Origin of the sequence: Streptomyces sp. NPDC021100, assembly GCF_044333095.1 — a bacterium.
GTDB lineage: Bacteria > Actinomycetota > Actinomycetes > Streptomycetales > Streptomycetaceae > Streptomyces.
The window spans coordinates 112357-126356 of sequence record NZ_JBIRQH010000005.1 but is presented as its reverse complement, the minus strand read 5'-3'; the positions used below and the strand labels follow the sequence as shown (position 1 = coordinate 126356).

The following is a 14000-nucleotide window of genomic DNA, read 5'->3' as shown; positions in this document are numbered from 1 at the left end:
GTGCCGCACGATGACGATCTCTTTGGAGGTTAGATTCCGCATGACGGAAATTCAATGCGGCGAGGTGGGGGTGGGGTGCTTTCCGGCCGCCGGGCGGGTGGGGAGTCGGGGCGGGCGGACGAGTGCCGGTGGCCCGGAGTGCCGTCGGACGCGAGGCGCTGGTGCCGGTGAACGGCCTTGGATACGCTGGAGGTTGCTCGACCGGGAGCCGAGCGGAGCACTGGCGACGTGTCCGATGGGGGACAGTGCTCGGGCCCCGTCCGTAACCAAGCTCGACGTGAGTCTCCGATCGTCGCGGAGCCTCGGCGGACCATCGCGCAGCGGTGGCCGGGCCGAGGCGCGCCTGCCGACGGGTCGACCACCGCCTTCGCTTCGCGGCATTCGCGGAAGGGGATCGACCGGTGAGACCCACATTTCCCGTCCAGGTGCTTCTCGTGCTCCTGGCGTTCACGACGTCCTTGCTGGTGGCTGTGGCGGCCGGGGTGCTGTCCCGGGCGACGGGGGAACCGACCGCGGGTGCCGTGCTGTACGGCGGCGGGGCGTTCCTCGGGTGGATGACGCTGTCCGTCGCCGTGCTGAGCGCGCTGGGACTGCTCGGCGGGGGCGCGCGGGCGGGTGGGGGCGACTGAGGTCGGGGGGGCCGGCTGCCCCGGGCGGGCACCCCGAGCAGGGCAGGGCGTCGTCCGGACCGGCCGGGCGGGTCCGGAGATCCGTCCGGAGATCCGTCCGGAGATCCGTCCGGAGAGGACCAAAGAGCATCGGGGACTCAGCCGAGCAGCCGGAGGAGGTCCGCCGGGGTGTCGAGGTCGTCCGGATCGGCGACGTCGTCGCAGGCGACGGTGGTCACCGCCGCAGCATGCGCGCGCAGATACGCCCGCGCGCCCCGGTCGCCCGTGGCCGACGCGGCGACGCCCGCCCAGTGCGGGCGGGCGAAGAGGACCGGGTGACCGCGGCGGCCCGCGTACGACGCGGCCACCAGACCGGCCCCCGCCCGGTGCGCCGCCACCACCCGGGCCACCGCCGCCGCGCCGATCCCCGGCTGGTCCACCAGCATCACCAGCACCGCCGACGCCCCGGTCCCGGCGAGCGACGCCAGACCGCTCCGTAGCGAGGAGCCCATGCCGTCCGCCCAGTCGGGGTTCCCGACCACCGTGCACGCCGCCCCCGCGAGCCGCCGCCGCACCTCCGCCGCCTCGGCGCCCACGACGACATGCACCGGCCCACAGCCGCCCGCCGCGAGCTCCGCGACCGCGCGCTCGGCCAGAGTGCGGCCCCGATGCTCCAGCAGCGCCTTGGGCCGGCCCCCGAGCCGCCGCCCCCCGCCCGCGGCCAGCAGCAGCCCGGCGACCGGCGGGGCGTCTTCTTCCCTCGTCAGCGTCATGCCCCTTGCATAGCGCAATCGCGGCCACCCGCGCGCCGTACGGGAGTTCGCCGGTCGCTCAGGAAGACGCGGCCTGAATTTCGCTTTCCGTGTGGCGCGGCCCGCGGAAAGTGGCGTTAACTGATCGCGCGTGGCGTGGGCAGGGGGAGATTCGTGGCGGAAGGCGCCGTGGTGGTGGAAGAGGGGCCGACGGGCCGTGCCGGCGAGCGGGACCCGAGGGTGGACGAGCTGGGCGCCGCGGTCTCCCGGCTCCGCAGGGCGCTGGCCGCGCACCCCGCCCGGTTACCCGACCGGGAGGCTGCCGAGGACGAGCTGGCCGCCCTCGACGCGATGGCCCGTACGGGCACTCCGGAGGTCTCGCGCCTGCGCAGCTCCCTGCTGCTCGTGGCGGGCGCCGTCGGCTCGGTGAGCGCTCTGGCCCCGGCCCTGAACGAGGTCCGCGAGGCGGTCGACCGCTTCGCGGGGTAGAGGCGCCCCGGCCTCTCTCCCGGAGGGTGCACCCCCAACGGGCTGAACAGCCCGTCCGGCGATCGAGGACAACCGCGCGGAGGGGCCGAAGCGGCCGGGGCAGGGGGCTGTCGGCCGCGCCGCCCCGGTTGAGGACCGCCGACCGTCGGGCCGGCGACCCGGGAGCCAGGCGAGTTGGGCACGGGCGAGGTGGACCAGGGCGGTGTTTTCCGCGTCGCAGCCGGCACCCGGTACGGCGGCGGCCGAGGTGTCCGCGAGGACGCGGTCGGCAGCCACCCGATCACCCGCCGCTGCCGTCGGCCGGCGCGGGACCCGCCCGCGCCCCCCACTCCCCGGCCGTCAGGCCGGTGTCGTGTTCGCCAGCGTCGCCGCGAGCTCCGCCGCGACCTGCTTCAGGAGGGGGACGATGCGTTCCGTCGCCTCCTCCGTGACGCGGCCCGCCGGGCCCGAGATGGAGATGGCCGCGGCCGTGGGGGAGTCGGGGACCGGGACGGCCAGGCAGCGGACGCCGATCTCCTGCTCGTTGTCGTCGACCGCGAAGCCGGAGTCCCGCACGCGGGCCAGGGCGTCGACGAAGACGTCGGGGGACGTGATGGTCTTCTCGGTGGCGGCGGGCATGCCCGTGCGGCCGAGGATCGCGCGGACCTCGTCGTCGGGGGCCTGGGCGAGGAGGGCCTTGCCGACGCCGGTGGTGTGCGGCAGGACGCGCCGGCCGACCTCGGTGAACATGCGGACCGAGTGGCGCGAGGGCACCTGGGCGACGTAGACGACCTCGTCGCCGTCGAGCAGGGCCATGTTGGCGGTCTCGCCCGTCTCGTCGACGAGCCGGGTCAGGTGCGGCCGGGCCCAGGTGCCGAGCAGGCGGGCGGAGCTCTCGCCGAGGCGGATCAGGCGCGGGCCGAGGGCGTAGCGGCGGTTGGGCTGCTGGCGGACGTAGCCGGTGGCGACGAGGGTGCGCATCAGCCGGTGGATGGTGGGCAGCGGCAGGCCGCTGGCCGTGGCCAGTTCGCTCAGCCCGACCTCACCGCCGGCGTCGGCCATGCGCTCCAGGAGGACGAAGGCGCGCTCGAGGGACTGCACGCCCCCGGTGGCTGACGGGGTTCTGGGCTCGGACGAGGGCACTGGTCGCGGTCCTTCCGGGGTGGGGTGGGAGCAGCCTACCGGGCCGTGGCCGGTGGCTCACCCTCGGTTCTGGGGCGTGGAAGTGCGATCCCGGTGGACGGAAACCCGCTGGTGGGGGTGGAGGGGTTGACGGGGTCCCGTCAGAGATGAAAACTGCGGGCCAGTGCTGTTCAACAGAACGTTGAAATCCGCCTGTTGACCCTCGGGGGGGCGTCGTGTCCGACCGGCAGCTCGTCCTGCGTTCCCGGCGCGTGGTGACGCCCGACGGCACCCGCCCCGCCTCCGTCGCCGTCGAGGACGGCCGTATCGCCGCTGTCGGCGATCACGTCGCCCCGGTCGCTCCCGGCGTTCCGGTCGAGGATCTCGGGGACGACGTCCTCCTGCCCGGGCTCGTCGACACCCACGTGCACGTCAACGATCCCGGCCGCACGGAGTGGGAGGGCTTCGCCACCGCCACCCGCGCCGCCGCGGCCGGCGGCGTCACCACCCTCGTCGACATGCCCCTCAACAGTGTCCCGCCCACCACCACCGTCGCCCATCTCCGGATCAAGCGGGACACGGCCCGGCCCGCCGTCCACGTCGACGTCGGCTTCTGGGGCGGCGCGGTGCCGGACAACCGGGCCGACCTGCGCCCGCTGCACGACGCCGGCGTGCTCGGCTTCAAGGCGTTCCTCTCGCCGTCCGGGGTGGACGAGTTCCCGCCGCTGGACGCCGCCGCCCTGGAGGCGGCCGCCGCCGAGCTCGCCGCCTTCGACGGGCTGCTGATCGTGCACGCCGAGGACCCGGAGCGGCTGGACGGCGCGCCCGGCCCGGACGGGCCCCGCTACGCCGGATTCCTCGCCTCCCGCCCGCGCGACGCCGAGAACGCGGCGGTCGAACGGCTCGTCGACGTCGCGCGCCGGCACGGCACCCGCGTCCACGTCCTGCACCTGTCCTCCGCCGACGCGCTCGGCACGCTCGCCGCCGCCCGCGCGGCCGGCGTCCGGATCACCGCCGAGACCTGCCCGCACTTCCTGACCCTCACGGCGGAGGAAGTCCCGGACGGCGCCACCGAGTTCAAGTGCTGCCCGCCCATCCGGGAGGCCGCCAACCGGGACGCGCTGTGGGCCGGACTGGCCGCCGGCACCGTCCAGTGCGTCGTCTCCGACCACTCCCCGTGCACCGCCGACCTCAAGGTCCCCGACTTCGGCCGGGCCTGGGGCGGCATCGCCTCCCTCCAACTCGGCCTGCCCGCCGTCTGGACCGAGGCCCGCCGGCGCGGCCACACCCTGGACGACGTGGCCCGCTGGATGGCCACCGCCCCCGCCGCCCTCGCCGGGCTCACCGCCAAGGGCGCCATCGAGCCCGGCCGCGACGCGGACTTCGCGGTCCTCGCCCCCGACGAGACGTTCACCGTCGACCCGGCCGCCCTGCACCACCGCAACCCGGTGACCGCCTACGCCGGCCGCGCCCTGAGCGGCGTCGTCCGGTCCACCTGGCTGCGCGGCCGGCGGATCCACCACCGCGGCGCCCTCACCGAACCCACCGGCCGACTCCTGGAGCGCGTATGACCACCAGCGGCACCGTCAGCGGGATATCCGCCGCCCTCACCTCGTTCGCCGGCCCCGCGCGGCCCTACCGGGGCGGCGATCCGTACGCCGACTACCGGGCCGCCGCCGAACCGCCGTTCGGCCACCTTCCCGACCTCGCCGACCGCCGGCTCGGCGGCGCCGTCATCGCCGCCAACGACGAGTTCTTCGCCGAGCGCGAGAACCTCCTCGTCCCCGGCCCCGCCCGGTTCGAGCCGGAGCACTTCGGGCACAAGGGCAAGGTCATGGACGGCTGGGAGACCCGCCGCCGCCGCGGCCCGTCCGCCGCCCACCCGTACCCCGCCGACGACGACCACGACTGGGCCCTCGTCCGGCTCGGCGTGCCGGGCGTCGTCCGCGGCCTCGTCGTCGACACCGCGCACTTCCGCGGCAACCACCCGCAGGCCGTGAGCGTCGAGGCCGCCGCCCTGCCCGGCACGCCGTCCCCCGAGGAACTGTCGCCGGACGACGTCCGGTGGACCGTCCTCGTCCCGCGCACCCCGGTCGGCGGCCACGCGGCCAACGCCTTCGCCGTCGACCACCCGCGCCGCTGGACCCACCTGCGCCTCAAGCAGTACCCCGACGGCGGCATCGCCCGCCTCCGCGTGCACGGCGAACCCGTCCCGGACCCGGCCTGGCTCACCGCGCTGGAGACGGTGGACGTGGCCGCGCTGGAGAACGGCGGCCTGGTCGAGGACGCCTCCGACCGCTTCTACTCCTCGCCGTCCGGCACCATCCTGCCGGGCCGCTCCCGGCGCATGGACGACGGCTGGGAGACCCGCCGCCGGCGCGACCGGGGCCACGACTGGGTGCGCTACCGGCTGGCCGGACAGTCGCTGCTGCGCGCCGTCGAGATCGACACCGGCTGCTACAAGGGCAACGCGGCGGGCTGGGCGGCGCTCTCCGCGCGCGACGCGGCGGCGGACGGCGACTGGACGGAGATCATCCCCCGCACCCGCCTCCGCCCCGACTCCGTCCACCGCTTCCCGCTGCCCGGCCACCCGGTCGCCACCCACCTGCGGCTCGACATCCACCCCGACGGCGGGATCGCCCGGCTGCGGGCGCACGGCACGCTGACGGGGGAGGGGGTGCGGGGGCTCGAGGAGCGGTGGGGCGGGTGATGCGGCGGGCGGGGTGCGTGGGTGCGCGGTCGTCACGTCTCCGGGACCGTCACGTCTCCGCGAGCGCGTTCCAGAACATCGTCTCGTAGCTCTGGAGCAGCCGGCCGTACCGGTGGGCCAGGCCCTCCGTGAGGACGCCGTCCGCCAGCCCGGCCGCGACCGCCGCCAGGGCCGCGTCGGCGGCGTCCGGCGCGGGCCGGGCGAAGAGGTCGAAGAAGCCGCAGGCCGTGTCGTCGAACCCGTAGTGCGCGCGCAGCGCCCGGCCCAGGACGGCGCAGTAGCCGCTCCACGTCGCGTAGTTGACGGTCAGGGCCACCACCACGTCCACCGGCTCGGCCTGCAGCGCCAGCCAGGACGTGTACGCGGGGTACGCCTGGCAGCCCGGCGTCGGCTCGTACGCCCGGACCGCCCGCTCGTCCAGGCCGCAGGCCGCCGCCAGCGGTCCCAGCAGCTCCAGGGCGGCGGTCTCGCCGTCCGCGAGCGGCGCGAAGAACGCCTCGACGGCGGGGCGGCCCGCCGACCGTGCCGCCAGGTGGCGGTAGGAGGTCCGGTCGGACGCGATGACGTGGTGCTGCTCCAGGGCGAACGCGGCGATCACCGAACGCGGTGCCGAGCCGTCGGCGATCAGGGGGACGAGCCGGTTGGCGCCGGTGTCCTGGGCCGGCTCGCGCACCGCGTCCGCCAGGACGTCCTGGGCCGTGCGCGCCATCGGCGTTCCGCCTTCCTGGGGGTGGGCCCGGTGCGGGGACGGGCCGCCAGGATAGCGGTCGGACCCCGCCCGGAGCGGTCACTCGACCAGGTGGAAAGCGGTCACTTGCCCAGGTAGAAGAGGAGGAAGAAGAAGGCGGAGATGAAGTGGACGGCGACCAGGTAGATGAAGACCCGCACCGCCATGCCCATGGGCGCGCGGTCCTCCACCTGTGCCGCCTCCTTGACGGGGGCGGCGGGAGCGGCAGGGGCGGCGGGCTCCGGCGAGGCCGCCGGTGCCGTTCCGGCGTCGTGCGCGGCCGGTGCCGCCGGTTGACGGTGCGCGGTGTCACTCACGGTGTCCCCTCCGGTTGGGTCCGGCGTCGCCGAGGCACAGCCCGGCCGCGCCGCTCTGCATCAGCGTGTGCATGAACAGCAGGTCCACCCCGCCGGGCGTGGCGGACGCGATGCGGTGCGGGGTGAGCGAGTCGAAGTGGGCCGCGTCGCCCGGGTCGAGCAGGTGCGTCGTCCCGCCGAGGGACAGCCGGAGCCGGCCCCCGGTGACGTACAGCCACTCCTCGCCCGGGTGCACCCGCACCAGGCCCTCCTGGCCGGCCGCGTCGTGGCCGTGCGGCACGTGCAGCCGCAGGGCCTGCATGGCGCGACCGGAGCCGCCGGCGCGCCAGTACGTCCAGCCGCCCGCCCGGTGGGGCTCCATCCGGTCCGCGCGCACGATCGGATCCGCCGTCTGGGGCGCCTCGCCCAGGAGGTCGGATACCGTCGTTCCATAGGTGCGCGCGAGCGCGAGCAGCATGGGGAGGGACGGCGTCCGGCGGCCGGTCTCCAGCCGGGACAGGTGAGCGGGCGACAGTCCGGCCCGGGCGGCCGCCGCCTCCAGCGTCAGTGCGCTGCGGGTGCGCAGCGCGCGCAACTGCGGTGCGACGGCGGGGAGATCCTCGGTCTCGGGGGCGTCCGTGCCGGTGTTTGGGCTCATGCTCCCGGTATAGCCCTGCCATGCCTCAAAGGCAAAAGTTGTTGCCTCAGAGGCAAACTCCCCTCTCTTCGAGGTTGTCCCCGGATTCGGTGAACGGTGAGCAAACATCAGCCGTTTGTCGTTGACATGACATGCGCTACGCGCGTCATCCTGGGCGCATGAACATCCCCCACCGTTTCGCGCGCCTCGGCGTGCCGGCCGCGCTGGCCTCCTTCCTCTTCCTCGGCGCCCCCGCCGCCGCCATGGCGGCTCCCGCCTCCTCCACCCCCTCTGCCCCCTCCGTCACGGCCGTTTCGCTCGCCGTGAAGGGCGTCGGCCACGTCTGTCAGTCCGCCCTGCCGTCGCAGGCCCAGGACACGCTGGACCTGATCGACGAGGGCGGCCCCTTCCCGTACCCCAAGGACGGCACGGTCTTCTCCAACCGCGAGGGCGTGCTGCCCCAGCAGGGCAGCGGCTACTACCACGAGTACACCGTGGTCACGCCGGGCTCTCCCGACCGCGGCGCGCGCCGGATCGTCGCCGGCCGGGCCGACCACGAGGACTACTACAGCGCGGACCACTACCAGTCGTTCGCCCGGATCGACTTCTCCTGCTGACCGCCGCCGGCCGGGCGCGTGCCGCCCGGCCGGCTCACGTCGTCCGCGCCCTCGCCGGAACCGGGTGTTCCGTAGCCCGGTCGTCCCGGTGCGTGAGCTGATGGAGCGTCAGGCCCCGCGCACAACAGGCCAGGTGTCGTCACGCCCGGCCGTACCCCCGCACGCTCCCGCGGTCCGTTTCGCGCGTCCGGGGAGCCGCGAGACGGGGTCGGATGTCAGTCCCTGCCGTTACCGTTCTTCTCGTTCGGCGAACCGCGGCCACGCGAACCGTGCACCGCGGCCACGCGCACCGCGAACGATCCGCGCGCGACGAGAAGGGCGGCGAACTGTCGTGTACCGCTGGGAGATCACCCGGGCAGCGCTGGGGCAACGCGTCCTCGCCATGGTCCGCGGCGACAGCTACGACCAGGCGACACTGACGTCCGGCACGCTGCTCTCGGCCGGCCTCACCAGCCTGGAGATATCCCTCGCCACGCCCTTCGCCCTCGACGCCGTCGCCACCTTGGTCCGGGAGGTCGGCGACGAGGCGCTCATCGGGGCCGGCACGGTCCTGGACGCGGCCTCCGCGCGGATGGCCGTCGAGGCCGGGGCCCGCTTCCTGGCCTCGCCCGCCCTCGACCCCGAAGTGCTGCGCACCGGCCACCGCTACGGCGTCCCGGTGTTCGCCGGCGTCTCGACGCCCGCCGAGATCGTCCGCGCGCTGGAGCTGGGCGCCGACGCCCTGAAGCTGTTCCCCGCCGCCGGTCACCACCCCGGGCGCGTCCGCGAGATCCGCTCCGAACTGCCGCAGGCCGCCCTGGTCCCCAGCGGTGGCGTCGGCGTCGACACCGCCCCCGAGTGGATCGCCGCCGGGGCCGTCGCCTGCGGTATCGGCGGCGTCCTGGCGGAGGGCGACCGCGACGCGGTGGCGAAGCGGGTGGAGGACCTGATCGCCCGGCTGGCGGAGGCGGACGGGGACGAGGCGATGGGCGCCCCGGGCGCCGGGGGGACGGAATAGGCGCGGACAGGCGCGGCGGGGAGTGCGGGCCGTCGGGCGGCGCGCTTCCCCGGCCTGCGGCCCCGCACGGTCAACGCCCCGGTGCCCGACCGCGCCGCGCAGGGGGAGTCGGGCGCACCTTGTCGCGGAGGCGCCTGCCGAACGCCACCGCCCGCCCGCGCCCCGGCCGGGGCATCGCCGCGTGCCGCTCCACCGGCTCCGTACCGCTCGCGTCGTCCCCCCCTCGCGTTGTCCCCCGCCTCACCCCGCGCCGGAGCGGGCCTCACCCGATCGCCCGCGCGCCGAAGCTCACCAGCAGCAGCGCGGAGGCGGCCAGCAGCAACAGGCCCGACCCGGCGAGCAGCAGCCGGAAGACGCGGGTGTTCATCCGGTGCCGGGTGCGGGCCACCACCAGGGCGAGGAGCGCCTTGCTGCCCACGAGCAGCGCGTAGAAGGCGACGAGGAAGCCGACGGCGCCCCCGGGGCGCTCCCGCCACGCGTCGACGAGCAGCGGCGCCCCGGTCGTCAGCCAGAACAGCCACGGGTGCGGGCTGAGGAGGTTGACCACCACGCCCTGCCGGACGGTCCGCCGGCCGGCGGACGTATGGGCGGAGGCGTCCGACGCGGGGGAGGCGTCCGGCCCGGAGACGGCGCCCGACGCGGCCGGGCCCTCCGGCCGCGGCAGTGTGGCCGTCCGCGCCTCCCGCAGCGTGGTGCAGGCCGGCCACAGCAGGAACAGGCCGCCGAGAAGGCCGCCCGCCGCGACCGCCCGGTCCGGCAGCGCGGAGAGCACCGTCACCGACAGCACGATCACCGGTAAGTCGGTCAGCAGCGGCACGGCGGCCACCCGCAGCCCGACCCCGAGCCCGCCGCGCAACGTGCCCGACAGGACCAGCGCCAGCAGCGGCCCGGGGCTGACGCCCGCGCTCAGACCGAGCGCCACTCCGAGGGCCAGAACCTTCATCGCCGCTCCTCTGCCGAGTCGTGATCGTCGACGCTCCCCCGGCGAAGCCCGTGCCCGCACGCCGGAGCGATCCTCGCGTGCTCCCAGGAGGCGCGCCAGAGTGCCCGCCGGCGGCCGACGCCCGCCGGCGGCCCAGAGGACAGGGCTCGTATGTCCGGACAACCGAACCTCCGGACTTCCCGTCATCAGGTCCCCCCGCTACCCTCCACGGGGTGGCGAAGCACCGACCCCCGCACGACCAGCCCCCGCTCCACCGCCCCCTCCAGTTCTCCCTGGACCGCGGCAGCCCCGTCCCGCTCTACTACCAGCTCGCCCAGCAGCTCGAAGCCGCCATCGAGCAGGGCGGGCTCGCCCCCGGCAGCCTGCTCGGGAACGAGATCGAGCTGGCCGCGCGGCTGGGGCTGTCCCGGCCGACCGTGCGGCAGGCGATCCAGTCGCTCGTCGACAAGGGCCTGCTGGTGCGCCGCCGCGGGGTCGGCACCCAGGTCGTGCACAGCCAGGTGAAGCGCCCCCTGGAGCTCAGCAGCCTCTACGACGACCTGGAGGCCGCCGGCCAGCAGCCCGCCACCCTGCTGCTGGGCCGTGCGACCGAGCCGGCCACCGCCCGCGTCGCCGCCGCCCTCGGGGTGCCCGAGGGGACGGACGTCGTCCGCGTCGAGCGGCTGCGCCTGGCCCACGGGGAGCCCGTGGCCCACCTCCGCAACCACCTCCCCGTCGGCCTCCTCGACCTCGACGGCGACGTCCTGGCCGAGACCGGCCTGTACCGGCTGATGCGCTCCGCCGGCATCACCCTGCACAGCGCCCGGCAGACCATCGGCGCCCGCGCCGCCACCGCCGAGGAGGCCGAGCGGCTCGCGGAGCCGGCCGGGGCGCCGCTGCTGACCATGGAGCGGACGACGTTCGACGACACGGGACGGGCCGTGGAGCTCGGTGCGCACCTCTACCGCGCGTCCCGTTACTCCTTCGATTTCCAGCTGCTGGCCCGGCCGTGAGACGGTCCCCCGGGACCGCCGGAGATCATCCGGTCGACAGAATGTTCTGACAAAGTATTGACGTGGTGTGGTGCACACCACTAGAACACCTGCACACCGCGCCGGGAAAAGCCCCGCCGGACGACCGTGACGGATCGTGACGGATACTTGGGCGGTCGGGCCCGCGGGACCGGGGCCCGGCCGCACCGTGACAGACAGTGGAAGGGCAAGTCCTCGTGGCAAGGGTTCGGACAGGCGTACGTGCGGTGAGCGCCGTGCTGGCAGCGGTGCTCGGCGCCACACTGGCGGGGTGCAGCAGTACGGGCGGCAAGCGCGCCGAGGAGCGGGCCGCCAAGGCCGCCCAGGGCCGCTCCGCGGTCGACACGCCCCGGTGGACCTTCGCGATGGTCACCCACTCGGGCGATGGCGACACCTTCTGGGACATCGTGCAGAGCGGTGCCAAGCAGGCGGCCGTGAAGGACAACATCAAGTTCCTCTACGCGCACGACGTGGAGGGGAACAAGCAGGCCCAGAGCGTCCAGGCGATGATCGACCAGAAGGTCGACGGCCTGATCGTCTCCCTCGCCAAGCCGGACGCCATGAAGGACGTTGTGGCCAAGGCGGAGAAGGCCGGCATCCCGGTCATCACGGTGAACTCGGGCTCGGACAAGTCCAAGGAGTTCGGCGCCCTCACCCACATCGGCCAGGACGAGGTGATCGCGGGCGAGGCCGTCGGCGAGCAGCTCAACGAGCGCGGGAAGAAGAAGGCCGTCTGCGTCCTGCACGAGCAGGGCAACGTCGGCCACGAACAGCGCTGCGAGGGTGTGAAGAAGTCCTTCAAGGGCGAGGTGGTGAACCTCTACGTCGAGGGCACCAACATGCCCAACGTCCAGTCCTCCATCGAGGCCAAGCTCCAGTCCGACAAGGACGTGGACGCCGTCGTCACGCTCGGCGCCCCCTTCGCGCCGACCGCCGTGAAGGCCGCCCAGCAGGCGGGCAGCAAGGCCGAGGTCGACACCTTCGACCTCAACGCCAAGGTCGCCGACTCCCTCAAGGACGGCTCCCTCGGCTTCGCCGTCGACCAGGACCCGTACCTCCAGGGCTACGAGGCCGTCGACCTGCTCTGGCTCTACCGCTACAACCGCGACATGCTCGGCGGCGGCCGCCCGGTCCTCACCGGCCCGCAGATCGTCACCAAGGACGACGCCAAGGTGCTGGCCGAGTACACCAAGCGGGGGACGCGATGAGCAGCACCACCGCCACCGCCCCCGAGGCGGCCCCGCGGGTCCGGAGCCTGCCGCGCCGGGTGCTCGGCCGCCCCGAGCTGGGCTCGGTCGTCGGCGCCGCCGCGGTCTTCGTCTTCTTCGCGATCGTCGCCGACTCCTTCCTGTCGGCGTCGAGCCTCTCCACCGTGCTCTACGCGTCGTCGACCATCGGCATCATGGCCGTGCCGGTGGCGCTGCTGATGATCGGCGGCGAGTTCGACCTGTCGGCCGGTGTGATGGTGACCAGCTCGGCGCTGGTCTCCTCGATGTTCAGCTACCAGATGACGGCCAACGTCTGGGTCGGCGTCGGCGTCTCGCTGCTCGTCACCCTGGCGATCGGCTTCTTCAACGGCTTCGTGCTCACCCGCACCAAACTGCCCAGCTTCATCATCACGCTCGGCACGTTCCTGATGCTCACGGGCCTCAACCTCGGCTTCACCAAGCTCATCAGCGGCACCGTCTCCACCAAGACCATCGGGGACATGGAGGGCTTCGAGTCCGCCCGCGCCCTCTTCGCCTCCCACTTCACCCTCGGTGACGTGGACCTCCAGGTCACCGTCGTGTGGTGGATCGGCCTGGTCGCCGTCGCCACCTGGGTGCTGCTGCGCACCCGCGCCGGCAACTGGGTCTTCGCGGTCGGCGGTGGCGTGGACGCGGCCCGCGCGGTCGGCGTCCCGGTCCGGCGCACCAAGATCGGCCTGTACATGGCGGTCGCGTTCTGCGCCTGGGTCTCCGGCCAGCACCTGCTGATGTCCTACGACGTGGTGCAGTCCGGCGAGGGCGTCGGCAACGAGCTGCTCTACATCATCGCGGCCGTCATCGGCGGCTGCCTGATGACCGGCGGCTACGGGTCGGCCATCGGCTCGGCGGTCGGCGCGTTCATCTTCGGCATGACGAGCAAGGGCATCGTGTACGCGCAGTGGAACCCGGACTGGTTCAAGTTCTTCCTCGGCGCGATGCTGCTGCTGGCGACCCTGCTCAACGCCTGGGTCCGGAAGCGCGCGGAGGCCAGCAAATGAGCGCTCTGGTCAGACTGGCCGGCGTCGGCAAGGACTACGGCAACATCCGCGCGCTGGAGGACGTCTCCCTGGAGGTCCACGCGGGTGAGATCACCTGTGTGCTGGGTGACAACGGCGCCGGCAAGTCCACCCTCATCAAGATCATCGCAGGGCTGCACCGGCACGACGCCGGCACCTTCGAGATCGAGGGCGAGGAGGTCCGGCTCGGCTCCCCCCGGGAGGCCCTGGACCGGGGCATCGCCACGGTCTACCAGGACCTCGCCGTCGTCCCCCTGATGCCGGTGTGGCGGAACTTCTTCCTGGGCTCGGAGCCGACCAAGGGCCGGGGCCCGTTCAAGCGCCTCGACGTGGCCGCCATGCGCGAGACCACCCGCACCGAGCTCGCCCGGATGGGCATCGAGCTGCACGACGTCGACCAGCCCATCGGCACCCTCTCCGGCGGCCAGCGGCAGTGCGTGGCCATCGCCCGCGCCGTCCACTTCGGGGCGAAGATCCTGGTGCTGGACGAGCCGACGGCCGCGCTCGGCGTCAAGCAGTCCGGCGTCGTCCTGAAGTACGTGGCCGCCGCGCGCGACGCGGGCCTCGGTGTGGTGCTGATCACCCATAACCCGCACCACGCCTACCTGGTCGGCGACCGGTTCGTGCTGCTCAAGCGGGGTGCCATGGCCGGCAGCCACGCCAAGGCCGACATCGGCCTGGACGAGCTCACCCGGCAGATGGCGGGCGGCAGCGAGCTGGAGCAGCTGAGCCACGAGCTGGAACGGGCCCCCGCCCCCGACCTGGCGGCACACAAGGCCGACGGCGCCCCCGGCGAGGACGCCTAGCCGCCCCGCGGGGCCCGGCGCCGGAAGCGGTGCGGGCCCCGCCG

16 protein-coding genes are annotated in these 14000 nt (G+C 74.3%); 10 read left to right on the top strand and 6 right to left on the bottom strand.

Translation table 11 applies throughout. The annotated features are described in order from the left end of the window. The first annotated feature begins 401 nt into the window (after positions 1–401). Positions 402–629: a hypothetical protein gene (locus ACH4PU_RS12695; protein ID WP_398270244.1), complete on the top strand. Its 228-nt coding sequence runs from the start codon at positions 402–404 to the stop codon at positions 627–629. Positions 630–766: 137 nt separating this feature from the next. Here ACH4PU_RS12695 and ACH4PU_RS12690 read toward each other — a convergent pair whose 3' ends face one another. After that, positions 767–1381 carry an NTP transferase domain-containing protein gene (locus ACH4PU_RS12690; protein ID WP_398270240.1) on the bottom strand — a complete coding sequence of 205 codons (615 nt, stop codon included), beginning with the start codon at positions 1379–1381 and terminating at the stop codon, positions 767–769. A gap of 153 nt (positions 1382–1534) precedes the next feature. Between ACH4PU_RS12690 and ACH4PU_RS12685 the strand changes: the two genes are divergently transcribed. After that, positions 1535–1849: a DUF5955 family protein gene (locus tag ACH4PU_RS12685; protein ID WP_398270237.1), complete on the top strand. Its 315-nt coding sequence runs from the start codon at positions 1535–1537 to the stop codon at positions 1847–1849. 339 nt (positions 1850–2188) lie between these two features. On the opposite strand, the gene ACH4PU_RS12680 is transcribed toward ACH4PU_RS12685, so the two are convergent. After that, on the bottom strand, positions 2189–2971 hold the full coding sequence (locus ACH4PU_RS12680; protein WP_398270234.1) for an IclR family transcriptional regulator: 783 nt from the start codon (positions 2969–2971) through the stop codon (positions 2189–2191). Between the two features lie 215 nt (positions 2972–3186). Here ACH4PU_RS12680 and allB point away from each other — a divergent pair, with 215 nt between their 5' ends. Together allB and alc are read left to right on the top strand one after the other, a co-directional pair. Continuing rightward, positions 3187–4521, top strand: a complete 1335-nt coding sequence (gene allB, locus ACH4PU_RS12675) for an allantoinase AllB (protein WP_398270231.1) — start codon at positions 3187–3189, stop codon at positions 4519–4521. Continuing rightward, entirely contained in the window at positions 4518–5660 is a 1143-nt protein-coding gene (alc, locus tag ACH4PU_RS12670; protein WP_398270228.1) for an allantoicase, read from the top strand. Before allB ends, alc begins: the two co-directional genes overlap by 4 nt. 49 nt (positions 5661–5709) lie before the next feature. On the opposite strand, the gene ACH4PU_RS12665 is transcribed toward alc, so the two are convergent. From ACH4PU_RS12665 to ACH4PU_RS12655, 3 genes are all read right to left on the bottom strand, one after another. Then, entirely contained in the window at positions 5710–6369 is a 660-nt protein-coding gene (locus ACH4PU_RS12665) for a transcriptional regulator (RefSeq protein WP_398270225.1), read from the bottom strand. A 101-nt stretch (positions 6370–6470) separates the two neighbouring features. Beyond that, complete coding sequence (locus ACH4PU_RS12660) at positions 6471–6704, bottom strand: DUF6126 family protein (RefSeq protein ID WP_398270222.1); 234 nt, start codon at positions 6702–6704, stop codon at positions 6471–6473. Further along, positions 6697–7341, bottom strand: a complete 645-nt coding sequence (locus ACH4PU_RS12655; RefSeq protein WP_398270219.1) for a helix-turn-helix domain-containing protein — start codon at positions 7339–7341, stop codon at positions 6697–6699. The genes ACH4PU_RS12660 and ACH4PU_RS12655 overlap by 8 nt, the downstream gene beginning before the upstream one ends. Before the next feature lie 158 nt (positions 7342–7499). Between ACH4PU_RS12655 and ACH4PU_RS12650 the strand changes: the two genes are divergently transcribed. Next, on the top strand, positions 7500–7937 hold the full coding sequence (locus tag ACH4PU_RS12650; protein ID WP_398270216.1) for a ribonuclease domain-containing protein: 438 nt from the start codon (positions 7500–7502) through the stop codon (positions 7935–7937). A gap of 331 nt (positions 7938–8268) precedes the next feature. Next, positions 8269–8934, top strand: coding sequence for a bifunctional 4-hydroxy-2-oxoglutarate aldolase/2-dehydro-3-deoxy-phosphogluconate aldolase (locus ACH4PU_RS12645; RefSeq protein ID WP_398270214.1), 666 nt, complete (start codon positions 8269–8271; stop codon positions 8932–8934). A 262-nt stretch (positions 8935–9196) separates the two neighbouring features. Here ACH4PU_RS12645 and ACH4PU_RS12640 read toward each other — a convergent pair whose 3' ends face one another. Continuing rightward, positions 9197–9877 carry a LysE family transporter gene (locus tag ACH4PU_RS12640; protein ID WP_398270212.1) on the bottom strand — a complete coding sequence of 227 codons (681 nt, stop codon included), beginning with the start codon at positions 9875–9877 and terminating at the stop codon, positions 9197–9199. 272 nt (positions 9878–10149) lie between these two features. Here ACH4PU_RS12640 and ACH4PU_RS12635 point away from each other — a divergent pair, with 272 nt between their 5' ends. The 4 genes from ACH4PU_RS12635 to ACH4PU_RS12620 all read left to right on the top strand — a co-directional run bounded on the left by ACH4PU_RS12635 (position 10150) and on the right by ACH4PU_RS12620 (position 13956). After that, entirely contained in the window at positions 10150–10869 is a 720-nt protein-coding gene (locus tag ACH4PU_RS12635) for a GntR family transcriptional regulator (protein WP_398270889.1), read from the top strand. 254 nt (positions 10870–11123) lie between these two features. Further along, on the top strand, positions 11124–12095 hold the full coding sequence (locus ACH4PU_RS12630) for a sugar ABC transporter substrate-binding protein (protein WP_224347398.1): 972 nt from the start codon (positions 11124–11126) through the stop codon (positions 12093–12095). Next, on the top strand, positions 12092–13132 hold the full coding sequence (locus ACH4PU_RS12625) for an ABC transporter permease (protein ID WP_398270209.1): 1041 nt from the start codon (positions 12092–12094) through the stop codon (positions 13130–13132). Before ACH4PU_RS12630 ends, ACH4PU_RS12625 begins: the two co-directional genes overlap by 4 nt. Next, entirely contained in the window at positions 13129–13956 is an 828-nt protein-coding gene (locus tag ACH4PU_RS12620; RefSeq protein ID WP_398270206.1) for an ATP-binding cassette domain-containing protein, read from the top strand. Before ACH4PU_RS12625 ends, ACH4PU_RS12620 begins: the two co-directional genes overlap by 4 nt. The last annotated feature ends 44 nt before the right edge of the window (positions 13957–14000 follow it).